Origin of the sequence: Paraburkholderia bryophila (assembly GCF_003269035.1) — a bacterium.
GTDB lineage: Bacteria > Pseudomonadota > Gammaproteobacteria > Burkholderiales > Burkholderiaceae > Paraburkholderia > Paraburkholderia bryophila.
The window spans coordinates 117,107-141,247 of record NZ_QLTK01000021.1 but is presented as its reverse complement, the minus strand read 5'-3'; the positions used below and the strand labels follow the sequence as shown (position 1 = coordinate 141,247).

The 24,141-nt window shown below is 63.2% G+C and carries 15 protein-coding genes and 1 pseudogene; 11 read left to right on the top strand and 5 right to left on the bottom strand.

What is annotated here, in order from left to right:
- Positions 1-272, top strand: a pseudogene (locus tag BX591_RS36790) (IS3 family transposase); the annotation flags it as partial.
- Positions 273-1,058: 786 nt separating this feature from the next.
- Positions 1,059-1,511, top strand: coding sequence for a hypothetical protein (locus BX591_RS25530; RefSeq protein ID WP_111934107.1), 453 nt, complete (start codon positions 1,059-1,061; stop codon positions 1,509-1,511).
- Positions 1,512-2,501: 990 nt separating this feature from the next.
- Here the strand turns inward: BX591_RS25530 and BX591_RS25525 are convergent.
- A complete protein-coding gene (locus BX591_RS25525; protein WP_111934112.1) occupies positions 2,502-4,448 on the bottom strand; it encodes a hypothetical protein in 1,947 nt (648 codons plus the stop codon).
- A gap of 853 nt (positions 4,449-5,301) precedes the next feature.
- On the opposite strand from BX591_RS25525, the gene BX591_RS25520 reads away from it, so the two are divergent.
- A complete protein-coding gene (locus BX591_RS25520; protein WP_111934106.1) occupies positions 5,302-6,387 on the top strand; it encodes a glycosyltransferase family 4 protein in 1,086 nt (361 codons plus the stop codon).
- A gap of 84 nt (positions 6,388-6,471) precedes the next feature.
- Here the strand turns inward: BX591_RS25520 and BX591_RS25515 are convergent, their stop codons facing one another.
- The 4 genes from BX591_RS25515 to BX591_RS25505 all read right to left on the bottom strand — a co-directional run bounded on the left by BX591_RS25515 (position 6,472) and on the right by BX591_RS25505 (position 12,216).
- Positions 6,472-8,853, bottom strand: coding sequence for a PIG-L family deacetylase (locus BX591_RS25515; protein WP_111934105.1), 2,382 nt, complete (start codon positions 8,851-8,853; stop codon positions 6,472-6,474).
- A gap of 182 nt (positions 8,854-9,035) precedes the next feature.
- Positions 9,036-9,488, bottom strand: coding sequence for a GDP-mannose mannosyl hydrolase (locus tag BX591_RS25510; RefSeq protein WP_111934104.1), 453 nt, complete (start codon positions 9,486-9,488; stop codon positions 9,036-9,038).
- Positions 9,489-9,589: 101 nt separating this feature from the next.
- Complete coding sequence (locus BX591_RS36575) at positions 9,590-9,736, bottom strand: hypothetical protein (RefSeq protein WP_167444610.1); 147 nt, start codon at positions 9,734-9,736, stop codon at positions 9,590-9,592.
- A gap of 119 nt (positions 9,737-9,855) precedes the next feature.
- Positions 9,856-12,216, bottom strand: a complete 2,361-nt coding sequence (locus BX591_RS25505) for a hypothetical protein (protein WP_111934103.1) — start codon at positions 12,214-12,216, stop codon at positions 9,856-9,858.
- A gap of 789 nt (positions 12,217-13,005) precedes the next feature.
- Between BX591_RS25505 and BX591_RS25500 the strand changes: the two genes are divergently transcribed.
- The 8 genes from BX591_RS25500 to BX591_RS25465 all read left to right on the top strand — a co-directional run bounded on the left by BX591_RS25500 (position 13,006) and on the right by BX591_RS25465 (position 24,125).
- Entirely contained in the window at positions 13,006-14,031 is a 1,026-nt protein-coding gene (locus BX591_RS25500) for a helix-turn-helix domain-containing protein (RefSeq protein WP_111934102.1), read from the top strand.
- Between the two features lie 88 nt (positions 14,032-14,119).
- Positions 14,120-15,712 (top strand): sugar phosphate nucleotidyltransferase, encoded by a 1,593-nt coding sequence (locus tag BX591_RS25495; RefSeq protein WP_111934101.1) that lies wholly within the window; start codon positions 14,120-14,122, stop codon positions 15,710-15,712.
- A 132-nt stretch (positions 15,713-15,844) separates the two neighbouring features.
- Positions 15,845-17,230, top strand: a complete 1,386-nt coding sequence (locus BX591_RS25490; protein WP_111934100.1) for an undecaprenyl-phosphate glucose phosphotransferase — start codon at positions 15,845-15,847, stop codon at positions 17,228-17,230.
- 71 nt (positions 17,231-17,301) lie between these two features.
- Entirely contained in the window at positions 17,302-18,441 is a 1,140-nt protein-coding gene (locus BX591_RS25485) for a polysaccharide biosynthesis/export family protein (RefSeq protein WP_167444609.1), read from the top strand.
- 49 nt (positions 18,442-18,490) lie between these two features.
- A complete protein-coding gene (locus BX591_RS25480; RefSeq protein WP_111934098.1) occupies positions 18,491-20,725 on the top strand; it encodes a polysaccharide biosynthesis tyrosine autokinase in 2,235 nt (744 codons plus the stop codon).
- A gap of 81 nt (positions 20,726-20,806) precedes the next feature.
- Positions 20,807-21,925, top strand: coding sequence for a GDP-mannose 4,6-dehydratase (gene gmd / locus BX591_RS25475; RefSeq protein WP_111934097.1), 1,119 nt, complete (start codon positions 20,807-20,809; stop codon positions 21,923-21,925).
- A 5-nt stretch (positions 21,926-21,930) separates the two neighbouring features.
- Complete coding sequence (locus BX591_RS25470; RefSeq protein WP_111934096.1) at positions 21,931-22,887, top strand: GDP-L-fucose synthase family protein; 957 nt, start codon at positions 21,931-21,933, stop codon at positions 22,885-22,887.
- 95 nt (positions 22,888-22,982) lie between these two features.
- A complete protein-coding gene (locus BX591_RS25465) occupies positions 22,983-24,125 on the top strand; it encodes a glycosyltransferase family 4 protein (protein WP_111934095.1) in 1,143 nt (380 codons plus the stop codon).
- The last annotated feature ends 16 nt before the right edge of the window (positions 24,126-24,141 follow it).

Below are 24,141 nucleotides of genomic sequence, written 5' to 3'. Positions count from 1 at the left end.
TGGAGGCGGCTCGGGAATGGGTGCAGTGCTTTGTGCAGTGGTACAACGAGGAGCACTGTCACAGCGGGTTGAAGTATGTCAGTCCGGCACAACGGCATCGCGGCGAAGCGACTGACCTGCTGGCACAACGGCGTGCGCTGTACGAAAGTGCTCGCGCACAAAACCCGGCACGCTGGTCAGGCGCCATCCGCAACTGGCACCTGACGGACGCGGTCTATCTGAATCCGGAGCGAACCCAGGCCTCAGCCGAAATGTATAGGCAGGCCGCGTAACGGTTCAGGCGACAACTACCTTGACACACACCGCCGCAAAGAAAGTAAGCAAAGAAAGCGGGCTCACACCGCCAGCCCATAAGCGGGCACCCCGCGCAGTTACGGTAGTGGTGCATCTGGAATCTGGGTTCTCGCGCATTCCACGTTAGTGACACAGCAGTCATTCTTCCGGCGGCGCTGCGCGCGCCGTGGCGGTTGTTCACGCACGGCCGCTGCTAAGCGGGGTTCTCGCGCAGCCGCGGTAGTGGTGCATCTGGAATCCATGTTCTCGCACACTCCGCGTTCGTGACACAGCAGTCATTCCTCCCGCCTCGCGCTGCGCGCTCGCCGGAACGGTCGGCATCGAGACGACGTCAGTTTTCAGACAGCGGCAAGCTCGCCGTCGCAACTCTCATGCAATCGACATTGCGCACAAGTAGCCCAGATTCAATCGGCATCGCTGATTACTTTTAACTCTGACAGGCGCGTTGGGAAATTTCGGAAATGAGGCCACTGCGCTCTATTTAGCCTGCGCGGGTGATCACTCGGCGGGCCGTAGGTTCTAGACTCCTTTTGTCGTGCACGTCACGACAAACAGGTTTCGAAGCCTGCTAAGCGCGATCCGCCGCACGGACAAGTGCGGCCGCCTTTGAGCGTCCATGTTCCAATGGGCGGGCCTTGGCGGGGGAGCTCCACGGCTCGCCGGTTCCTGGTATCGCGCACCGGTCTTCGAATCCCGTCAATGTGCCCGCTCACCCTCTTTGCAAGTTAGTGTCGGGCGATCCATGTCAGCATTGGAGATCGCACATGAGTAAATCCCCAAAGAGTTCTCGAACCGCATCACGGCCGTGTGTCGACGCGATTCAGTACGAGAAACTGGCGTTATCTGCTTTCCGGCTTATTGAACGGCAAATAGCGCAACTGAAGACACTGTCGACGCTCGCGACTTCGATTTACCAGAACCCGGCCATCACGCTTGACGAAAGAACACGCCAGCGGACGTTGCTCGGACTCTGGGTCGAAACCGCGGAGGAATACCGTCAAGAAGTCGAGGTTGACCGGGAGTTGTACGGCATCATCGCGCTGGATTCGAACGGTGTTCCTCAAATGCAACTTACGGCGCGTCACGCAACGGAGCTCCTGACAAAAGCCGCGCAAGACGCATCGAAAAATAGCGAGAGTACTTCTGCAACCGGGGCGATGCCAGCCAAGCGAGTTCGCTCGAAAACATCATCGCGGCGTCCGGTAGTGACACACTGACAGCGACTCGCGGCACTTTTGTCGCGACCGAAAAAACGCGATCATGAACCGCACTCAAAAACACTGAAGGGCACGCCGTTTTGGGTGCCCGACTCGCTAAATGTAGATTTTCGCTTTCAACGTTAACGCGCGTGAACACGGATTCAAGATGAGCCACTACCGTGGCTGCGCGAGAACCCCGCTTAGCAGGGGCAGTGCGTGAACGACCGCCACGGCGCGCGCAGCGCCGCCGGAAGAATGACTGCTGTGTCACGAGCGCGGAGTGCGCGGGAGCACAGAATCCAGATGCACCACTACCGCAACTGCGCGAGACCCCCGCTTAGCAGGGGCAGTGCGTGAACGACCGCCACGGCGCGCGCAGCGCCGCCGGAAGAATGACTGCTGTGTCACGAGCGCGGAGTGCGCGGGAGCACAGAATCCAGATGCACCACTACCGCAACTGCGCGAGACCCCCGCTTAGCAGGGGCAGTGCGTGAACGACCGCCACGGCGCGCGCAGCGCCGCCGGAAGAATGACTGCTGTGTCACGAGCGCGGAGTGCGCGGGAGCACAGAATCCAGATGCACCACTACCGCGACTGTACGAGGGCCCCGCTTATGAGCTAGCGGTGTGAGCCGCTTTCTTTGCTTACTTTCTTTGCGGCGGCAAAGAAAGTGAGTGCCGCCCCGCACAGGGGCAACGCTAATAGACCACTAAGTCAGCAAGGAAAGGCCACCATCCTCTTCGAGGCGATTCTCACGCCGATTCCAGGGCCGTTGCATATAGTGACCGAACTGCTGAAGTTCTTCATCAACTAAGTGTCCAGTCTCGCGCCGCTGCCACCAATCTGACACAGCGCACGCGTGCACAAGAGTCTCGCCGGACCGCCGACCGGCAATCCGTCGAAAGAACGCAAACAGGAACTGAGCGGTCTAGAAGGGCAGTTGGAAAAAAGCTAAGCGACCAGCGAGTACCTTCGAACAATCAAACGTACTCGCCTGCATCCCACAACTTACATGCTGACATACCCCACCGGCACCGTCGAATTCGCCTGAGCAACCGACCCATTATTCGACACCACATACACCGGCGATTCGGTCAGATTCAGCGTCAACGCACCGTTGCTGTAGCTCACGGTCGACGCATTGCCCATCATGTCGATCAGCTTCACCGTACCGCTCGTGCCGGGCGCATCGACGGTGAGGGTGTACGGCACGCTATAGGTCGAGCTGAAACCGCTGCTTGCGCTCCACGCGTTATTGTTGTGCGTCCACAAAGCCGTGATCACCGCGCCGTTGTTCAGTTGCTGGAACGCGTACGCGTAGACGCCGTTCGGTGCGCCGTTCACCGGACCCAGCGTCGTCGTGCCGTCGAGCGTGTGCGTCATTGCGCTGAGCGCCATGGCGACCGGTTTCGGGCTGAGGTTGGTCGCGCCGAACGCGCCTTGCGCGTCGTTCAGATCGAAGAACGTGCCGTAGCCGACTTCGCCCGGATAATCCGCGCCGTAGAACACGTAGGTCTGATTCGCGCCTTCGCCCAGCGTGATGATGTGCATGCGCGCCGCGACGGCCGCCTGTGCGTACAGCACGTTGGCGGTCGGATAGTTCGGGCCGTACGCGCTGCCGAGGTCGTAGCTGATGCCGGCTTCGGTCGAGAACAGCTTCATGCCCGGACGGTAGTCGGTGGCCATTTCGGCACGCAGCGCCTGCATCTGGCCGCGCAACGAACCCGATGCGGTGGACGGATCGCTGTCGTAACGCTCCGGCGGATGCGACGGCGAAGTGCCGGCGTCGTAGTAACCGTGGGTGGCGACCGCGTCGATGTACTGGCCGAAGCCGAGCGGTGCGAGGCGCTTCAGGCGCGTCGTGGTCAGGCTCGGGAACGCATCGGTCGGGCCCATCACCACCGCGTGCGGATCGGTCGAATGCAGGCCTTGATAAACAGACTGGTACAGCGCGATGAAATTGGCGTCGGTGTCGGTCCAGAACTCGTTCGGCTCCCACGTCACCTGGTAGTAGTTGGCCGATTGATTCGCGAAGTAGGTCGAGCGAATCGCGTTGGATTCGGTGCCCACGCGGCTCATGTAGTTCTGGTAATACGAGAGGTTGGTCGGCACGCTGACGTCGTCCTGAAACGCGCCGGTGCTGCTCGCCCACGCCGGAATTCCGTCGAGGCGGATCAGGCGCATCACGTTGCCGGATTTGTAGAACGGATCGAGCGTGCTGGTTGCCGGGTTGAACGTGTTGGCGCCGTTCGGCTCCATGGTCGACATCTGGCGGTCGTCGATCGTCGACGAAATGCCGAGGTCGGCGAGCAACGGACCATTGTCGTTCGCACCCTGCATGCCGAAACGATGCTGTTCCTGGCGCGCGTAGGTGACCGTCGGTACGACGCCGGACAGATTCGCCAGCACGCCGAAGGTCGCGATACCCACCGGCCGCGTGCCGGCTTGCGGCAACTGGCCGCCGTTTTTCGCCAGCGTGCCGGTCGCGGCGAAATAGCCGGCGAGCGTCGACGAGCAATTCAGCGTGATCGTGGTGGAGCCGTTCGGCACCGGCGCGCTGCCGCTGGCCGCGACCTTGCCGAGGGTGTCGGTCACGGCCCAGTTCAGCGTGTCCGCGCCCGGCACGTTGGTGCTGAATGCGAGCTGGAACGTGCTGCCCGACGGGAAGATGCGGGTGCCGTCGGCGCTGGGTGTGTCGGCGGAAATCGTGGCGCTGCCCGAGCCCGACGAGTTAACCGGCGCCGCGCAGCTCATGGCCGCGTTCGAGGTGCCCGCGGCGTTCAGCGTGGTGCTGCCGCTGCCGGTCGAGCCGCCAGTGCCGTTCGTGCCGTTGGCCGTGGTGCCGCCGTTGGCTTGGGTCGCCGCCGTGCTGGTGGCGCCGTTACTGCCGCCACCGCCGCCGCAGGCTGCGAGCGCGAGCGATAGGGTCGAGAGTACGAGTAGTTGCGATTTCATCGATCTGTAAGCCTTGCGTTGCTGATGATTCGCCCGGCTCATCGCGCAAGGCGCGTGGGGAGTTCGGGCGAACAACGGGGTTCATTTGCAGACCGGCCGATCAACGAAGGGTCGGCACTGGCCATCGGATGTGCGCAACTGTCCGGTTGCGCCAGGGTGATGCCTTCCCGGGTTGTCGGCCCCAAACACGTTTCTCTTCAACGAATTTCAGGTCGTACGAATTCACCGTGACGTAAGTCACGTTTGGCCTGGCGGAATCGAACGACCGGAGGAAGGTACGAAGAAAACAACCGACGTTTCGCAGAACGGTGTATTGATCGCAGCGTGCGAACTCACTGCACTGATCAATGAAGCTTTTACTGTTCTGTAAGTAACATAAAGCAGCGATTGGGAAGAATCGACCGTCACCATACCGACTCGTCTGTTTAAAAGAAGTAACGAGTCGTTACGTATGAACAAAAAAACGGTACTAGTTGCATTGTTCTCACCAAAACATATGTAAGCAGAAACTAGTGTTTTTCCGCCATTTTTAATGGGGTCGAAAAATCATGCAACGGATACCTAACTATATGAGCGGCCCCAATCCGCAGAGAAATGGGCGTTAGCGCTCATTCCATAGCGGGAGAAGCCTTGGGGATGGCGGAGAAGCGCTGTACCTTCGGTGTAAGGTTTCTTCGCGACCCGAATGGTGTAGTGAACCTGTCGCTGTTTTACCGAGACCATGACGCGTGCTCTGACGGCAACGCGCCAGACAAAAGATGATGGGAAGCAGGCGCCATGTGAGGCCCGAACCTGGCGGGATCGGCTTCTTCATCGGTTGCGCAAAATAGGCGGTTATCCAGAGAGATCAATCGTGAGAATTCTTCAACTGGTTCACGCACCGAGGTTGTCCGGGGCAGAAGTACTCGTCAAAGGGCTCGCCATTCATCATCAGCGCGGCGGGCATGAAGTCTGTATGACGTCGCTGCTGCCGCAGCAGAGCGACTTCGCGGATATCCGCGCCGAACTCCAGGCGGCGGGTGTCACCTGCATGTTTCCGGAAGTTCGCTATGGGCGAATCGGCAAGCTGTTGCACCTGTATCGTGTGGTGCGCCGTTTCCGGCCGGACTTTATCGTTGCGCATGCCACCCTGGCCGCCATGTATGTGCGCCTGCTGCCGGTTCATACGCCGATCGCGTGGGTCATGCATTCGGGCGTCAACGACTTCGAGAACAGCGCGTTGAAGCGCGCCGAGCGTCTGCTGTCGCGTCGCGCGCAGGCGATCATCGGCGTGTCGCAGCAAAATATCGACGACTACTTGCGCGAGATCGGCCGGCATCCGTCGATGGTGGTGATTCCGAACGGCGTGGACGCCTCGCAGTTCGCGGAATACGACGATGCGCCGGCGCCCGCCTTGCACGTGCCGGCCAAGCAGATCGTCCAGCTCGGCCGCTATATGGATTGCAAGAGTCAGCTGCATACGGTGCGTGCTTTCGAGCGCGTGCTGCGAGCTGAACCGGCTGCGCGGCTGCTGTTGTGCGGGGTCGTCGAAGACGTGAGCTATCACGCGGCGGTCGTGGCGCTCGTCGAACAACTCGGTCTGCAGGACAAAGTGCAGGTGTGCGGGCCGCGTTCCGATGTGGCCGCGATTCTGCGCTCGTCGCGGGTCTTCGCGATGCCCTCGCGTTTCGAGGCGCAGAGCATTGGCTTTCTGGAAGCGCTGGCCTCGGGTATTCCGGTCGTCGCGAACCGGATTGCTTCGTTCGGTTTCGCGACGGCATTCGGTGGCGTGAGTCTGGTCGATACCGCCGATCCCGATGCCTACGGCAACGCCCTGCTGCACGCGCTCGATATGCCGCGTGCCGACCGGCAATTGTCGGGCTATACGCTGCACGACACCGCGGACCGCTATATGACAATCGCGCGCAAATTCGTGCAGCCGTTGCGAATCTCTGTCTGAGTGGCTGCCTGAATCCCGGCTTGAGTCTCGGCTCGAATCCTGTTTCAATCCCCGCCTGAATTCCGCTGAATCGTTCCGCCCGCGCTACTGCGCGAGGCGGTCGATTCGCAGCGTCTCCGAAAACAGCCCCGGCAATTCGCCCAACTCCTGAGCGGTGCCGAGCGCGAGGTTTTGTCCCGCCGGATAAAGCGTCAGCGCCGGGGCGCCGCCGGTGAAATAGAAATTCCCCAGCGTCGCGTCGACTCGCCGATACAGCACGAGCGCTGCCCCGCGCCGGTCGTGCACCAACACCGGAAACACATCCGACCACGACATGCCGTGCAACCCAGCCGTGTGAACCGGTGCGCCGGCAGATTGCGTCATGTCGAGCGTGGCGACGTCGATCGACGCGTCGTTGTTCGACCCGTCGAGATGCGGTGTCAGCAGCATCAGCGTGTTGCTATCCGGTCCCTGCGCTGCGCCGGTCGCAATTTTCATGAAGCCGGGGACGAAACTCGCTGGCAAGAGTTTGCGTTCGCCGAGGGTCATGCGCGTGCCGTCGTTGGCAATCGGCGTGACGGCCAGCCGTCCGTCTCGTTCCTCTATCGCAGCGAGCGACGCACGCGAGCCCGATGCCTTGACCGCGAGCAGATCAGCGTTCTGCGCGATGGTTTTCGCCTGCGCGAAGAGCGCCGGTGCAGCCCCCGTAACGCGTTGCGATGCCGCGACCCACAGATCGAGTCCGCTATCGGCCCGCTTCTGCGCGATCAGCACACTGGCGCGGCCGGTGCCGGTGAAGTCCGCCGCCACGTATTGCTGCGTCCGTTCCGGCTTGAACGCGGGTCCGGTTTGCAGCCACAGGCGCGGCGCTTCGAAACGATTGCCGTTACTACGCAGCAGCCAGAAAGCGGTGCCGCCTTGACGCGCGGAGATCACCATCAGATCCGCGCGGCCGTCGCCGTCGAAATCGCCGAGCAGAAAGCGCACGCTGTCGAAGCACAGCGCGTTGCCCGCGCAACTCGGCGCGGTGGCTTGCGGATCGAACGGCACGGCGCTCGCGTACCACAGCGCGGGCGGTGCGCTCTTCGCGAGCGACGCGGCATAGACATTGAAGCCGGGCCCGTCGTGTTGGCGCTGCACATACACCGCCGATGGCTCGCCGGTGCCGCTCACATCGCCCGCCATGGCGCCGGCGAGCCGCAGATCGTTCGCCTGGGTGTGCTGGGTGGCTGCCCAGCGAAAGCGCGTGGTCAGTGCCGCGCAGCCGCGCATGGTGAGCTTGCCGCCGGTTTCGCCGAGGCAGTGCCGCATGGGCGTATAGACGAGGCCGAAGTCCCATGGCGTCCAGCGTTGCGCGATGTCCCACTGATCGCAGGTTTCGCCGGTCAGATAACCATCGCGCTCGGCAATGCATTGCGACGTCGCCACGCTGACGAGCGCCGCATTGCGTGAATTGCCGGGATAGGCGGAGAGCGGGTCCCAGCGCCATTGCTGGTCGGTCGAGCCGTTGCAGGCGGCGAGCGTCGGCGCGCGCCCCGGGCCCGCCGAGGTCAGGCATTCGCTGGCGGCCGCGTTGAAGAGCTGGATCGGATGCGACTGGAAATCGGCCACGCGCCGATCGCTCCGATCGGCAAACGCATAGCGGCGCGCGATCCAGTTGCCGTCCCATTGAAACTCGCCGAACACATGCGACGACTCGCTGCCGTCGATCGAAAAATAGCTGGCGACGATATCGCGCTTGCGCTGCACTTCCGCGCTGGGAAGATTGGCGGGCCAGCCGCCGGTCGGATAGGTGACGTGGTAGACGATCGGCACGCTCTTGCCGAGCGTTTGCGCGACGTGCCGCGTGATGCGCGCGGCGTAAATATGATCGGGATGCTCGATGAACGGAACGGTGTCGGGATTGAGCGTGTAGATCAGCGTCGCCTGCGCAAGGATGGCTTGCAGTGTGGCCGACAGGCCGTCGCGATCGTATTGCACGCGCACGGTGCCGTTGTCGTTCAGCGGGTAGGTGGAGAGCGTGGCGTGCTGCTCCCACAACAGGCCGAGCGGCACGCGGCCGCCGCGCACACCGCCGCCGGGCAGGCGCAGTTCGAGCAGACGCAGTTGCGGCTTCGCTTTCAGCACCATCTGATGCACCAGCTTGCCGGCGATCGTCACGTTCGACTCGATCCAGTCGTTCGGCACGCCGGCCATGCGGGCATAGGCGAGCCGCGAGGCGCGTTCGCGCGTCTGCACGTAAGCGAAGTTGCCGCCGTTGGCGCCGCCGATCAGATGCACGGTGGTGACGCACCAGCCGGCGTCGAGATGCTCGGCGATGGCAGGGTCGACGAACAGTAGATCGTCGTCGAGATGAGCCACCACGGTGACCAGCGTGCCGGCGCCGCAACCGGCCGCGCGGGCGACGCCCGGCAACGCGGTGAGCCATAAAATCACAAGCAAAGCAAAGGATGAAACGCGAACGAGCCTCGCTGCCGTTGATCGCATAATGATTCGATGCCCTGAAGGAGGGCTCAATCATACTTCAGCGGAATAGGGTGGCGCGTTGGCGACCTCACGCTCGGGATGAGTTTGCGAGCGGATGGGCGAGCGCGGTGCAAACCGCGCGGTTCGATGAAAGCTTGCGCGGCTAATTGCCTGACCGCCCGACCGCCTGACCGCCAGGCCGGCTAACGGAAGTAAGCCTTGGTGTTCTCGTGAACATCCGCGCGCGCGAGCAATTCCGTCGGCGCGAGCCAGAGATAACCGCTGTGCTGGTCGGGCCGCCCGATCGGCGCGCCGCTGGCGAGCGTCAGCGCGTAGGCGAGCACGATGTAGTGCGTCGAAACGTTGGGTTCGTCGGCGAAGTTGTCGCTGTAGTGATGCTCGAACACGCCCTCGAAGCGCGCGCCCGAGCGCTTCAATCCGGCAATGCCGAGTTCGGCGTCGGCGATGCGTGCGAACGCGGTGTCGAGCGTTTCGTCCTTATGGATGCGTCCGCCGGGCACGAACCACGTACCGCGCGCCGGCCGGTTGCGCCGATGACCGATCAGCACGCGGCCCTCGTGATCGCCGACGATCAGATCGATCGCGATCAACGGCGTCAGGCGGACGATGTCGAGGAAGTCCATCTCGGTCAGCATGTGATCTCCGGCAAATCGGGCGGCGCTTTCAGCTATCGGTCAGGTATCAGTCAGGTATCGCTCAGGCGCGGGGGTAGAGCCAACGCGTCACCACGATCACGCTAATAGTCGCGATGCTCGTCGTCTTTAGTCAGCCGGCTCGACACGCTTGCCAGCAGCAAGGCGAGCAACACCGCGCCGATCGTCGCGAACAGAAACGCGCCGACCATTGCCGCCAGCACCAGTAAGGTCCATGCAAGGCCGTTCATAGCGAGGCGTCGGCTCCTGCGTATCGAGAATCATGCTAACCCTTGGCCGCGCGAATGCTGTGTGCGCCAATCATCACCCGCCCTGTCATATCACGACGAACTACCATCGGATCGCGCCGCTAGCGCGCCACGTAGCCCTCCGGTGTAGTGACCGCGTCCTTGAATACGCTGGCGTTGCCGGATACCACGTAGAGCGGCGCGGGCGAGAGTTTCAGACTCACCACGCCGTCGCGGTACGGCAAACTCGTGGCGTTGCCCATCATGTCCAACGCGCTCACGTTGCCCGCAGTGCCGGGTGCGTCGACGCGCAGCTTGTAGTCCACGCTGCGGTTCGCGTCGAACCCTGACCTCGCGTTCCATGCGTCGTTGTCGTGGGTCCAGAGGGCGGTCACGATCTTGCCGCCGCCGAGCCGCTGGAACGCGTACGCATAGACGCCTTCGGGCAAGGCCTTGAGCGGTCCGAGCGTGCTGGTGCCGTCGACGATGCGCGTCATCGCAGCCACCGCGAGCGCGGCGGGTTTCGGGCTGATTCGCGCCGGACCGTAGGCGCCGGATGCATGATCGAGCTCGAAGAAAATCCCGTAGCCGGGCGCGGCGTCCGGCATATCCGCGAGGTAGAAGATGTAGGTCATGTCCGCGCCTTCGCCGAGCAGGATCAGATGCGTGCGCGCCACCACTGCGGCCTGCGCGTACAACACGTTCGCGCTGGGCGTGTTCTTGCCGTACGACTCGCCGATGTCGTAACTGATGCCGGTCTCCGTCACGAATAGCGGCGCGCCGGGCTTCAGATACAGACGCATCTCATGGCGCAGCGCGCGCATCGACGCGGGCAACGCGCCGGACACGGTGCCCTGGTTGCCGGTATCGGCAACCCGTTCGGGCGGATGCGACGGCGACGTGCCGATGTCGTAATAGCCGTGAATCGACATGCCGTCCATATAGCGGCCAATGCCTTGCGGGCCGAGACGGCGCATCCACTTGACGTTGCCCTGCACCGACGAATACGTCAGCCCCATCACCACCGCATGGGGATCGGTCTGATGGATGCCTTCCCACACGGCCTTGTACATGGCGATGAAATTCGCGTCGCTGTCGCGCCATGGCAAGCCGCCGTCGGCGTCCGGCTCCCATGTCACCTGATAGTAGTTGTCGCGCTGCTGCGGGAAATAGGTCGTGCGCACGCGGTTCGATTCGGCGCCGACGCGCGCCATGTATTCCTTCATTTGCGCGAGCGACGTGGGCGCGTAGCTGTGCGTTTCCTTGCCGGTCGGACTGGCCCAGGCGGGAATGCCGTCGAGCTGGATCAGCCGCATGATGTCGCCGCGTTGGAAGAAGGGTGTGATCTGTTTGCTTGCGGGATTGAAGGTGCCGCTTTGCTTCGGCTCCTCGACGTACCAGTTCCGGTTGTCGTTGACCCACGAGAGGCCGAGTGCGGTATAGACCGGACGGTAGCCGTCGCCGTCGCAACAATGCTGCCCTGGCGCGAGATACGCGGTGCCCTGGCCGCCGAAACGATGCAGATCTTCGGAAGCAAAGCGCACCGCGGGCAACGTGGCTGCGATATCAGGCAGCACGCCGAACGTAGCGATACCGGCGGGACGCGTGCCGCGCGAGTCGAGTTGCCCATGTGCGCGCTCCAGCGACGCGGAAACGGCGAAGTAACCGGCCACCGTGGACGCGCAACTGAGCGTGGAGAGCGTCGCGCCCGCCGGCACGGCGAAGCGTCCGCTGGCACGCACGGCGTTCCAGCTGTCGCGCATCTGCCAGACCAGTGTGTCGGCTTGCGTGGGGCGCGTGACGAACACCAAGGCGAACGGGCGGGCGGCTGCGAACAGGCGTGTCCCGTCGCTGGGCGTGTCGGCTTCGAGCAATACGCCGCTGGCTGTCGTGCCGACTTGCGAGGTGGGCGCGGAGCAGCGCATGCCTTGGCCGGGTGGGGCTTTAGGTTCGGTCGCCGCAACAGCGGCCGGGATTGCCAGCGTCGTGTTGGCGTTGGCGTTGCTGTTGCTGTTGCCGTTGCCGTTGCCGTTGCCGTTGCTTGCGGAAGCGGAAGCCGCCGCGGACGTTTGGTTGCCCGGCGCGTCCGCGCGACGCTCCGTCAGTGCGACCGCGCAGCGTTTGTCCGCACCAGGCGCCGGATCGCCGAACACGCCGTTATTGCAGTCGGCACTGCCCGAGAAAGTTTTCACCACGTGCTGTTCGATCGTGCCATACAGCACGTCGCGCGTGCCGTTGAATCGACAGACGCCGTTTTCCGCCGCGCACGTGGACCACTTCCTGCCGTCGGCGCCGAACTCCGCCTTGTCGGCGGCCTTGGTCACCTCGGAGTCCGGCGCGGCAGCGGCCGTGCTGCGCTGCCCGGCACAGAACACGGACAGCATGACAGCCAGCATCGAGGCGAGCGCACGCAAGGTCCGTGCATACGTGCCCCAGGCGCCGGCGAGCCTGCGCCGCACGCGATGTTCGCATCCGTTCGACATGTCTTCCCCGTCTGGTTGTTCGAGCGCGAATTCGTCTGCGCACTGCTATCGCACCAGGTCGAACCCGCCTTGACCCGCCGCATGCGCCGAGGTGTTGCGCAAACAACATAGTGTATTTCCGCAATTCCCTGGCGGAAATGTACCGTCTTGCAGCCGACACATTCCGCCATTGGCCCGTCTATTGCCGGATTCGCTAAAGCAGTCTTTTAACCGTGTTTCACGTTTGAAACATTAATCGTCGCCTTTATATTCTGCCGATCCAATAACAACCAATTAAATAATTTTGCCTCGTGCTGAAGTGCTTATATTAGGCGATGCTTTCCATTAATGCGCTCGCCGGTTTGTATCGTCAGAAGAAAGTCGAATTGGCGTCAGGCAGGTGAATGTTGGAGGGGCAAAGCAGCTTGTGCTCGATAGACTGAAAAATAAAGCAAAAACTCCTTCAAAGCAGTCGAATGTCGGTCGAGAACAAATTGTAGCTTCGATATTTCGAGCAGTTGCCGTATGTGTGCTGGCGAACGAAATAGGCTTTTTATTTGCATTAACATTCGCAGAACGCCAATTCTTTCATATGGCGAATCGGCAATTAATTCGTTGAAAATTCGGACCGGGAAGAATTGTTCCGAATATCACTGGCTGGTCACCCCATTCGCACGCCAACATGTCTGCTCTATCGGTCATGGCGGCTAAATGCTTGATTTACGGTGACTATGATGCACTGCACAGAGCCGGCCTCTCTGTGTGGCCGTTCAAGGTGAAAAGTAGATCCGTTTTCTGACGAGGATGACTATGACCTGCGCGAGTCTCGAGTCTGCAATGCTGCGCTGGGTGCACGCTCCGAACAAGGGAATGCGTCGCATCGCGATACTGATGTTCAACGACTGTTCGCTGCAGGGCGCAGGCGTCGTTGCCGAAGTGTTCCAGGTAGCGAACGAACTGGCTTCGTCCGGCTCCGGCGGTTGGCTGTACGACGTGTCGTTCCTGTCGGCCGACGGCGGCATGGTGACCTCGTCGTCCGCGCTGCGGGTCTGGACCGACGGCCTCGACGCCAGGCATTACGGCGGCTTCGATGCGTTGTACGTGGCGGGTGGCAAGGGCGCCTTCGCCGCCGCCGGTGACGAACGGTTGATCGCGTGGTTGCGCCGGGTGCGCCGCAACACCGGCATGATCCGGCCGATCGCCGAAGGACGTGCGCTGCTCGACGCGGCCTACCTGCCCGACGGCAAAGAGGCGGGCGAATTCGGCCAGCAACCGGGCGCCGCGCGCCCGACGGAATCCGGCGCGAATACCAGCAGCAACGCCACCACCAACGCAGTCACCAGCGCCGACGCCGGCGACCGCCTCGAATCGATGCGCAGCGCGCTCGCGATGATCAAGCGCGATCTGGGCGGCGGTCCGGCTCGCACGGTGGCCGAGCGTCTGCTCGCCGACTCCTGCTCGAACCTCGCGCCGCTGCTCGGCGAGGACGGCGGTCTGAGCCCCGGCGACAAAGTCCGCGCGGCGGCACGCTGGCTACAGGAAAACTGCCAGCAGTCCATTTCGATCGCCGACGCCGCGCAATTCGCCGCGATGAGCGAGCGCAACTTTCTACGTCGCTTCAAGATGGAAATGGGCATCACGCCCTCGAGTTTTCTGTTGCACGAACGCCTCGCGGTGACCTGCAGCCTGCTGACCGAATCGGAGCTGCCGGTCGACAAGATCGCGCGGCGCACCGGCATGGGCAACGGTGACCGCCTCGCGAAAGTGTTCCGCAAGCGGATGCGAATTTCCCCCACCGAGTTCCGGATTCAAAGCCGCCGCATGGTCGGCGAATAGTGCTGACGGGGCCAACCACGAGGCCGTGCGTTGCGCGGCCCGCGGACAGTATTTCCGTCGTTTTTTGAAAATTATAAGGATTAGAAACATGTTGACTCAGGGAGTGGTGAGCGCTGCGTCGGCCGGGCCGAACGGTGCAATGGCCGAAGCGGCCGGCGCGCGTTGTGCGCGCATTGTCCCGGTCATTCTCGCGGGTGGTTCGGGCACGCGCCTGTGGCCGGTTTCGCGCGAGAACTATCCGAAGCAACTGATCGACGTGGTCGGTTCCGATTCGCTGCTGCAAGCTACCGCGCGCCGCATGAACGGTTTTCCGTCCGGCTGGAAGGTCGACGCCGCGCCGATCATCGTGTGCGGCGAGGAACACCGCTTCGTGATCGCCGAGCAACTGCATGCCAATGGCGTCGATGCGCGGCTGGTGGTCGAACCGGCACGCCGCGATACGGCGCCCGCGTTGACTCTCGCGGCCTCGCTCGCGTGCGCCGACGGCGACGACGCGATTCTGATCGTGATGCCGGCCGATCATTCCATCGCCGATATCGCCGCCTTGCAGGGCGCGCTGGAAAGCGCGGCCCGCTACGCGGAGCAGGGCGCGATCGCAACGCTGGGCGTACCGCCGACCCGGCCCGATACCGGCTTCGGCTATATCCGTATCGGCGCGGCTCTCGCCGACGGCAGCCACGAGATTGACGGTTTCGTCGAGAAGCCCGCGGAAGAAATCGCGGCGCAGTACGTGGCAGCGGGAACGTACTGGTGGAACAGCGGCATCTTCATCGTGCGGGCGAGCGTGTGGCTCGACACGCTGAAGCGTCTGCAGCCGGAGATGCATGCGGCGTGCGAGCGCGCCTTCACCGGCGGCAAGACGGAGGGCGCGTATTTCCGACCGCTGCTGGACGCGTTTCTGAGCGCCCCGGCGGATTCGATCGACTACGCGGTGATGGAGCGGCTGACCGAGACCGATGCGCCCGCAACGGAATCGGCGGACGGCGTGAGCGCCGCCGGCAGCACGGCGACTTCAGAGGCGAGCGCGCCGTTCAATCCCTCGGGCGTGGTCGTCAAACTCGACGCCGGCTGGTCCGACCTCGGTTCGTGGGACGCCGTCTGGGCCGCGATGGACAAAGACGCCAACGGCAACGCCGGGCGCGGCCGCGTGACGTTCGAAGGCGCGGTGTCGAGCTACGCGCACTCCGAAGGCCGGTTGGTCGCCTGCGTCGGCACCACCAACGTAGTGGTGGTCGAAACCGCCGACGCCGTGCTGGTAGTCGACCGCTCGCACGTGCAGGACGTCAAGGGACTGGTGTCGCGCATCAAGGCGCAGCACGCGCCCGAGGCCGACGCGCATCGCAAGGTGCGTCGCCCGTGGGGCTTCTACGATTCGATCGATCACGGCGAGCGCTTCCAGGTCAAGCGCATCGTCGTCTCGCCGGGTGCGCAACTGTCGCTGCAACTGCATCACCACCGCGCCGAACACTGGGTGGTGGTGCGCGGCACGGCGCTCGTCACGCGCGGCGAAGAGCAGTTCCTGCTGAGCGAAAACGAATCGACCTTCATTCCGCTCGGCACTCGTCACCGGCTCGAAAACCCGGGCAAGGTGCCGCTCGAAATCATCGAAGTCCAGTCCGGCACCTATCTCGGTGAGGACGACATTGTGAGGTTCAACGACAACTACGGTCGCTGTCCGTGAGAAAACGCGGGTCGTTCCGCGTCTTCTCATCGCAGGGAAATCGGGTAGGCCAGCGCCCGATCCGGCAGCGTTCGTCAGCATCAAGGCCAGGACTCATTTGCGAACAAGAACGGCAAGAACGAGGTAAGCAAAATGCGCAAGTTTCAGGATTTGCTCGCGCGAGTTTTCGATGTCGCGTTGGTGTTGGCGGGGGCGGCGGTTGCGTCGCAGATCCGCTTCGATTACCTCGCTCAATCCGGGTTCTATTGGGCGCTCGTGATGTTTTGCGCCGCGTTCGCGCTGGCCATCTTTCCGGCTTTTGGGGTGTATGAATCGTGGCGCGGCCGCTCCAAGCTGCAACTGGCCGGCCAGGTGTCGCTGGCCTGGCTGATGGTGCAAGCCTCGGCGCTGGTCCTGATGTATTCGCTGCATCGCGCGGACTTCGTGTCGCGTTTGTGGTTCTCGTACTGGACGGCGGTAACGGGTGGTCTCCTGATCGCTTACCGGCTGATCGCCCATGCCGCGCTGGCGCGTGCGCGCGGCGCCGGCATGAATCTGCATCAGGTCGCGATTGTCGGTAGCGGCTCGCAGTGCGACGCGATTCTGCGCCGTATCGATTCCGCGCCGACCACCGGTTTTCGCGCCACCGCCGTGTACAACACGCGCCCCGATGTGGCGCCCGTGACCGCCGCGCGTGTGCCGGTGTTCGACAAGGTCGACGCGTTGGCCGACTACATCCGCACCAACGACGTTCACGAACTGTGGCTGATGCTCTCGCTCACCGAAGAGCCGCTGATCTGCTCGCTGATCGGCGAGTTCCGCGACGACCTGGTGAACATCCGTTTCATGCCGGACGTACGCAGCCTTGCGCTGTTCGAAGGCAGCGGCGTGATCGATCTGCTCGGCGTGCCGGCGATTAATCTGGTGGCGTCGCCGCTATCGGCCAGTTCGATGCTGAAGAAGGAAATCTTCGACCGCCTGTTTGCCGCCAGCGCGTTGCTCGGACTCATGCCGATTCTGCTGGCGATCGCGATCGCGGTGAAGTGTTCGTCGCGCGGGCCGGTGCTGTTCAAGCAGAAGCGCAAGGGCGCCGACGGCCGCGTCTTCACCATCTACAAGTTTCGCTCGATGCGTCTGCACACCGAGGCTAAAGGCACGGTGAGCCAGGCCACGCGTCACGACGCGCGCGTCACGCGAGTGGGCGCCTTCCTGCGCCGCACGAGCCTCGACGAACTGCCGCAATTTTTCAACGTGTTGCGTGGCGATATGTCGGTCGTTGGACCGCGTCCCCATGCGCTCGAGCACGACGACCTCTATCAGAAAGTGGTCGCTGGCTATATCAATCGCTACCGCATCAAACCGGGCATTACGGGTTGGGCGCAGATCAATGGTTTTCGTGGCGAAACGGACCGCATCGAAAAGATGGAGCGTCGCGTCGAACATGACCTGTACTACCTGGGGCATTGGTCGTTCGCACTCGACATGCGGATCATCGGCGCGACGATCGTTGCCGGACTGGTGCATCGAAACGCTTACTAAGAAGTAGTTAACAAGCACGCTTGGCGCGACCTCCCCTGAGGACCAACGCCGTGGCGCAAGGAGGAAACATCATGAGCTCGCTTGGTATACGCACGGGAAGTCTCCTGGTTTTCGCTACTGCAACACTGCTGTCCGGATGCGGCAGCGTCCCGGGCCAACGGATGATCACGCCGGCCGCACTGCAGGACACGGGTGGGGATTACAGCACCGAGCCCTCGGCGCAACAGCAGATTCCGATCACCGATATCAATCTCGCGCTGCTGCGCAAGATGAACGCGGCGCAGTCGTCGATGGCGTTGCCGCCGCAGACGGCAGCGCTGTTCGGCAAACCGACGGCCTACAAGGTCGGTCCCGGCGACGTGCTGCAGATCGTCGTGTGGGATCACCCGGAACTGGCCGCCGCGCTCGGGCAACCGGCGCAGAACGCCAAGACCACGGACGCCGCGCCCGGCTTTCTGATCGACGAAAACGGCGACGTGCAGTTTCCGTACGCCGGCACCGTGCATGTGGCCGGCAAGGACGTGGCGTCGATCCAGAAGGAACTGCATCGCCGCCTGAGCAACGTGTACCAGAAGCCGGAAGTGACGGTGCGGGTCGCCTCGTTCCGTAACGCGCAGGTCTACGTGGACGGCGAAGTACGCACCCCCGGCGCGCAATCGCTCAACGACATTCCGATGTCGCTGACCACGGCGATCAGCCAGGGCGGCGGCTTCAGCCCGAATGCGGACCGCAGCCGCGTGGACTTGATCCGCAATGGCGTCACGTATCAGATCAACGTGGACGATCTGATCAAGCGCGGTCGCAATCCGTCGGACATCTACCTGCAAGCGGGCGACATGCTGCGGGTGGCATCGCGCGAAGACAGCGGCGTGTATGTGATGGGCGAGGTCAACAAGCCCGCGACCATCATGCCGATGCGCAACGGCTCGCTGACGCTCTCGCAAGCCATCTCCGACAGCGGCAGTTTCGATTCGAACACGGCCGCGGCTCGCCAGTTGTTCGTGATCCGCAATTCGACGAGCGATTCGCCGCAGGTCTATCACCTCGACGCCACGTCGCCGGTGTCGATGCTGCTCGCCAATCAGTTCGAGCTGCAACCGAAAGACGTCGTGTATGTCGGTCAGGGCGGACTGGTCCGCTTCAACCGTGTTCTGAACCTGCTGCTGCCGGCGATCAACGCGGCCGTGACGGGCGCTGTCCTTGCGAAATAAAAAACGTACAAATTGACCTTGAACCGCCGGGCTTTGTTGGGTGAAGAAAATGGCAATCAACTTCGAAAATCGCTACACCGACGTGTCCGGACCGGACGAGCTGCACCTGTCGGACTATCTGCGAACGATCGTGCGCGGCTGGCGCACGATCGTGATGGTGACGCTGATCGCGCTCGCGCTGGGGTGCGCGTACGCCTTCCTCGCGCCGCCGACGTATCGCGCGGATGTGCTGTTCCACGTCGAGGACAAGACGGCGAACAACAACGCGAACGGCAAGGATTCGTTGCCGCCGCTCACCGGCATGTTCGACACCAAACCGTCGACCGCCGCCGAGATCGAGTTGCTGAAGTCGCGGCTCGTCACAGAGGAAACCGTCAAGACGCTGCACCTCGATATTTCGGCCGCGCCGCGCTACATGCCGGTGATCGGCGGCATGATCGCGGGGCTGGTGAACGGGCAGTGGGGGTTCAAGCTGCCGCAATTCATCAACCTGTCGGGCTATGCATGGGGTGACGAGAGCATCTCGGTGTCGCAGTTCGACACCTCGAAGGAAATGTACGACACGACCTTCACGCTGATTGCCGGCAGCGACAATTCATACGTGCTACGCGACAAGAACGGCATTGCGATCCTGTCGGGCAAGGTGGGCGAAACGGTGCAGACCGATACCGCCGACGGCCCGATCGCGCTGCACGTGGACAAGCTGGTCGGCGCACCCGGCTCGCGTTACGAACTGACGCGCGCCTCGACGCTGAGCACGGTGGACCGCCTGCAGAAAGCGCTGGTCGTGCAGGAAACCACGCTGCAGTCCGGCATCATCCGCGCGAGCCTCGAAGGCGGCGACAGCGGTCTGACCGCCGCGATCGTCAATAGCATGGCGCGCGAGTTCGTCAAGCAGGACGTGGAGAGCCGTTCGACCGAAGCCGAGCACATGCTGGCCTTCCTCGATCAGCAATTGCCGGGCTTGCGCAAGGAACTCGACGACGCCGAGCAACGCTACAACAAGTTCCGCAACACGCACGGCACGGTCGACCTCGGCGAAGAAAGCCGTCTGCTGCTGCAGCAGATCGTCGACAACAAAACCAAGTTGATGGATCTGCAACAGCAACGCGCTGAGATGTCGCAACGCTTCACCGCGAATCACCCGGCGGTGGCCGCGCTCGACGCACAGATCGCCGCGTTGCAGGGCGCCGCCGCCAATATGAACCGCAGCGTGGCGGTGATGCCGGATACGGAGCAGACGGCCTTGCGTCTGTTGCGCGACGTGCATGTCGACACCGAGCTGTACACGAATCTGCTGAACAGCGCGCAGCAATTGCGCGTGGCCAAGGCCGGCCAGGTGGGCAGCGTGCGGGTGGTGGACTTCGCGGAAGCGCCCGACGAACCGGTGCGGCCGAAGCGTGTGATCGCGATTCTGATCGCGCTCGGCGGCGGCCTGCTGCTCGGCATTCTGCTGACCTTCTTCAAGCGCGCGATGTACGGCGGCGTGGAACGTCCGGACGAACTCGAGGCCGTGCTCGGTGTGCCGGTGTTCGCGGTCGTGCCGCGCAGCCAGACCCAGTTGCGGCTGCAGGAAAACGTCATGCTGCGCCGCCGGGGCTTGCACGTGCTCGCGCAACAGGCGCCGGAAGATATCGCGGTGGAGGGCGTGCGCAATCTGCGCACCTCGTTGCAGCTCTCGCTCGATCACGCCGAGAACAACGTCGTGATGATCACCGGCTCGCGGCCCGATACCGGCAAGTCGTTCCTCTCCGTGAATCTGGCAGCGCTGGTGGCGTCGGCGAACAAGCGCGTGCTGATTATCGACGGCGATATGCGGCGCGGCGACGTGCACTCGCACTTCGGCATCGGCCATCAGCCCGGTTTGTCCGACGTGCTGAGCGGTGGCGATCTGATGTCGATGGTGCAGCGCGACGTGCTGCCCGGCCTCGACGTGCTCGCCAAGGGCACGCTGCCGTCGCATCCGTCCGAACTGCTGATGAGCAAACGCTTCGAAACGATGCTCGAAGAACTGAAATCGCACTACGACCTCGTGATCGTCGACACGCCGCCGGTACTGGCGGTGACCGACTCCACGCTGATCGGCAAGCACGCCGGCACCACGCTGCTGGTGGTACGCCATGGCCGCCATCCGCTGAACGAGATCGCTGAAACGGCCAAGCGGCTGCGCAACGGCGGGGTCGCGCTCAGGGGTGTGCTGCTGACCGACGTGCCGCAGGAAGGCGCGTTCCTCGGTTCGGGCTATCAGGGTGGGTATTACGGTTACGACAGCATTGCAGGTTGACAACGGAGCCCGCCGCGGACCGTTCAACCAGGCGGCGGGCGCCGGTACTTAAATCTAGAAGCTCACACGAGGAGTCGCTCCATGGAACGCAAGGTCGCGCTGATCACCGGCATTACCGGACAGGACGGGTCGTATCTGGCGGAGCTGCTGCTCGCCAAGAATTACGACGTACATGGCATCAAACGCAGATCGTCTCTGTTCAATACAGACCGTATCGATCACCTCTACCGCGATCCCCACGATCCGGACCAACGGCTTTTCCTGCACCACGCGGATCTGACCGACTCCACCAGCCTGCTGCGCGTGATTCAACGCGTGGAGCCCGACGAGATTTACAACCTCGCGGCGCAGAGCCATGTCGCGGTGTCGTTCGAGGAACCGGAGTACACCGCCAACGCGGACGGCCTCGGCGCGCTGCGGATTCTCGAAGCGATCCGGATTCTCGGGCTCGAAAAGAAGACGCGTTTCTATCAGGCCTCGACTTCGGAACTGTACGGCCTCGTGCAGCAGGTGCCGCAGTCGGAGACCACGCCGTTCTATCCGCGCAGCCCGTACGCGGTCGCCAAGCTGTTCGCGTACTGGACCACCATCAATTACCGCGAAGCCTATGGACTCTACGCGTGCAACGGGATTCTGTTCAATCACGAATCGCCGGTGCGCGGCGAGACCTTCGTGACGCGCAAGATCACGCGCGCGGTGGCGCGGATCGCGGTCGGCATGCAGAAGACGCTCTATCTCGGCAATCTGTCCGCGCTGCGCGACTGGGGCCATGCCCGCGATTACGTGGAGATGCAGTGGCGCATGCTGCAACAGGAAATGCCGGAGGACTACGTGATCGCCACCGGCGTGCAGTACAGCGTGCGGCAGTTCGTGCAGCACGCGGCGTCGGAACTGGGCGTGACCGTGCGCTTCGAAGGCAGCGGCGTGGATGAAGTCGGCATCGTCGAAAAGGTCGAAGGGCGCGAGATCAAGATGTCGCCCGGCGACGTGATCGTGCGCGTCGATCCGCGCTACTTCCGGCCGGCCGAAGTCGAGACGCTGCTCGGCGATCCGTCGAAGGCGCATGCGAAGCTCGGCTGGAAGCCGACCACTTCGTTCGAGTCGCTCGTCAAGGAAATGGTGCGCTCGGACTATCAGATCGCGAGACGTGACGCGCTCGTCACGCTGGCCGGATTCACGGCGCTGGAACATCACGAGTAACGGCCATGAACCAACAAGCACGCATTTTCGTCGCGGGCCATCGCGGCATGGTCGGCTCCGCGCTGGTCAGGCAGCTTACCGCTGCGGGGTATCCGAACGTGGTGACCCGTTCGCATGCGGAGCTCGATCTCACGGATCAGGCCGCCGTGCAGCTCTTTTTCGAAACCGAGCGGATCGACGTGGTGCTGCTGGCTGCCGCGCGCGTAGGCGGCATTCTCGCGAACGCGACGCGGCCGGCCGAGTTCATCTATCAGAACCTGGTGATCGAAGCCAACGTGATCCACGCGGCGTATCGCGCGCAGGTGGAGCGGCTGGTGTTCTTCGGTTCGTCGTGCATCTATCCGAAGCAATGTCCGCAGCCGATCCGCGAGGAATATCTGCTGACCTCGCCGCTGGAGCCCACCAACGACGCGTACGCGATCGCGAAGATTGCCGGCGTCAAGCTATGCGACGCCTACAACCGCCAGTACAACACGCAGTACGTCGCGTTGATGCCGACCAATCTGTACGGCCCCAACGACAACTACGACCTGACCAGCAGTCACGTGTTGCCGGCGCTGCTGCGCAAGGCCCACGAAGCGCGCCTGGGCGGTGCGGCGAGCTTGACGGTGTGGGGTTCGGGCACGCCGCGCCGCGAGTTCCTGCATGTCGACGATCTGGCCGCCGCGACTTTGTTCATGCTCGAGCACAACGTGACGGAAGGGCTGTTCAACGTCGGCGTCGGCGAGGATCTGTCGATTCGCGAACTGGCCGAATGCATCTGCAAGGTGGTCGGCTTCGAAGGCGAACTGGTGTTCGACGCCTCGAAACCCGACGGCACGCCGCGCAAGCTGCTCGACGTCTCGCGGCTCGCGCAGATGGGCTGGCGCGCCACGATCGGGCTTGAAGAGGGTATCGCGGCCACGTATAGGGAATTCGTCGAACTGCACGCCGGCTCGAACGCCGCCGCGTTGCAGGCATAGCCGCGCGACAGCGGCTTCTGGCAATGCCTTGAATGCAGTGCGGGCGCGGACCGCGCCACGCACGCACGGACGACTTTTTTTGGAGTGGCACACACATGACCGCGTCAGTCACGATCTTCCACAACGTCGTATGGTCGCGCCATAAGGGGGTCGTGTTCTCCGCCCTGCATAACATCTCGGCGTCGGGCGCGATCCGCTATTCGATGGTGCAGATCGCCGATACCGAGCATGACCGGATCGGCTTCTCCGACGTGGATTATTCGTTCCATCGTTATCCGATGCAGAAACTCTTCGACGGCTGCTACGAAGACGTGCCGAGGCTGAAGCTGATCTCCCGCCTCACGTGGGAAGTGCTGCGCGCCAAGTCGGATCTGATCGTGCTGCCCGGCTATCACCGTCCGGAATACTGGGCGATGCTGGCGGCGTGCATCGTCACGGGCAAACGGCGTGCGGTCTTTTGCGATTCCACCGCGCGCGACCGGCCCAAGAAGCTGCTCACGTCGATCCCCAAGCGGGTGTTCTTCTCGCTGTGCGACGGCTATTTCGGTTTCGGCGAACGCAGCCGCGAGTATCTGCTGTCGCTCGGTGCGAAACGCGACAAGATCTTCGTACCGTGCCAGGCCGCGGCGCTGCCCGGCTCGTTTTCGCCGGAGCGCGCGCTGGTCGAGCGGGTCGCCGCACGCGCGGGCAATCCGCCGGTGTTTCTCTACGTTGGGCGGCTTTCGGAAGAGAAGGGCATCGGCACGTTGATCGAAGCGTTCGCCGGTTTGCGGCGGCGTATTCCGGCAGCCAAGCTGCGCATTGTCGGCACCGGGCCGATGGCCGACGTGTTGCATGCGAAGGTGGCCGAACTCGCGCTCGAAGACGCGGTCACGTTTGCCGGCAGTTTGCAGGACGAGCCGCTCACGCGTGAGTACTACGGCGCGACCTGCATGGTGCTGCCGAGCTATAGCGAACCGTGGGGCCTGGTGGTCAACGAGGCGCTCGCGCACGGTTGCCCGGCGGTGGTCAGCGAGAGTTGCGGCTGTGTCCCGGAACTGGTGATCGACGGCGTGAGCGGCTATGCGTTTACCGCCGGCGACGTGGCCGGCCTGCAGCGCACCATGCTCAAGGCGATGGAGGCTTTCGCCGACGCCGGCGGCGCCGCGCATCGCTGCATGGACGTGATCCGCCGTTTCGATCCGCCCTCGGCCGCCGCGAATATTGCCCGAGGCTGTGCCCTGATGTTGAGCGATTGACGCGCGCTGTTGCGGC

Coding starts and splice junctions, on each gene's coding strand:
- BX591_RS25510 (WP_111934104.1), bottom strand. CDS start 9,488: ATGCTGACCGAGATGGACTTCCTCGACATCGTCCGCCTGACGCCGTTG.
- BX591_RS25470 (WP_111934096.1), top strand. CDS start 21,931: ATGAACCAACAAGCACGCATTTTCGTCGCGGGCCATCGCGGCATGGTC.
- BX591_RS25465 (WP_111934095.1), top strand. CDS start 22,983: ATGACCGCGTCAGTCACGATCTTCCACAACGTCGTATGGTCGCGCCAT.
- BX591_RS25485 (WP_167444609.1), top strand. CDS start 17,302: ATGAGCTCGCTTGGTATACGCACGGGAAGTCTCCTGGTTTTCGCTACT.
- BX591_RS25515 (WP_111934105.1), bottom strand. CDS start 8,853: ATGCGATCAACGGCAGCGAGGCTCGTTCGCGTTTCATCCTTTGCTTTG.
- BX591_RS25490 (WP_111934100.1), top strand. CDS start 15,845: ATGCGCAAGTTTCAGGATTTGCTCGCGCGAGTTTTCGATGTCGCGTTG.
- BX591_RS36575 (WP_167444610.1), bottom strand. CDS start 9,736: ATGAACGGCCTTGCATGGACCTTACTGGTGCTGGCGGCAATGGTCGGC.
- BX591_RS25495 (WP_111934101.1), top strand. CDS start 14,120: ATGTTGACTCAGGGAGTGGTGAGCGCTGCGTCGGCCGGGCCGAACGGT.
- BX591_RS25480 (WP_111934098.1), top strand. CDS start 18,491: ATGGCAATCAACTTCGAAAATCGCTACACCGACGTGTCCGGACCGGAC.
- BX591_RS25500 (WP_111934102.1), top strand. CDS start 13,006: ATGACCTGCGCGAGTCTCGAGTCTGCAATGCTGCGCTGGGTGCACGCT.
- BX591_RS25530 (WP_111934107.1), top strand. CDS start 1,059: ATGAGTAAATCCCCAAAGAGTTCTCGAACCGCATCACGGCCGTGTGTC.
- BX591_RS25505 (WP_111934103.1), bottom strand. CDS start 12,216: ATGTCGAACGGATGCGAACATCGCGTGCGGCGCAGGCTCGCCGGCGCC.
- gmd (WP_111934097.1), top strand. CDS start 20,807: ATGGAACGCAAGGTCGCGCTGATCACCGGCATTACCGGACAGGACGGG.
- BX591_RS25525 (WP_111934112.1), bottom strand. CDS start 4,448: ATGAAATCGCAACTACTCGTACTCTCGACCCTATCGCTCGCGCTCGCA.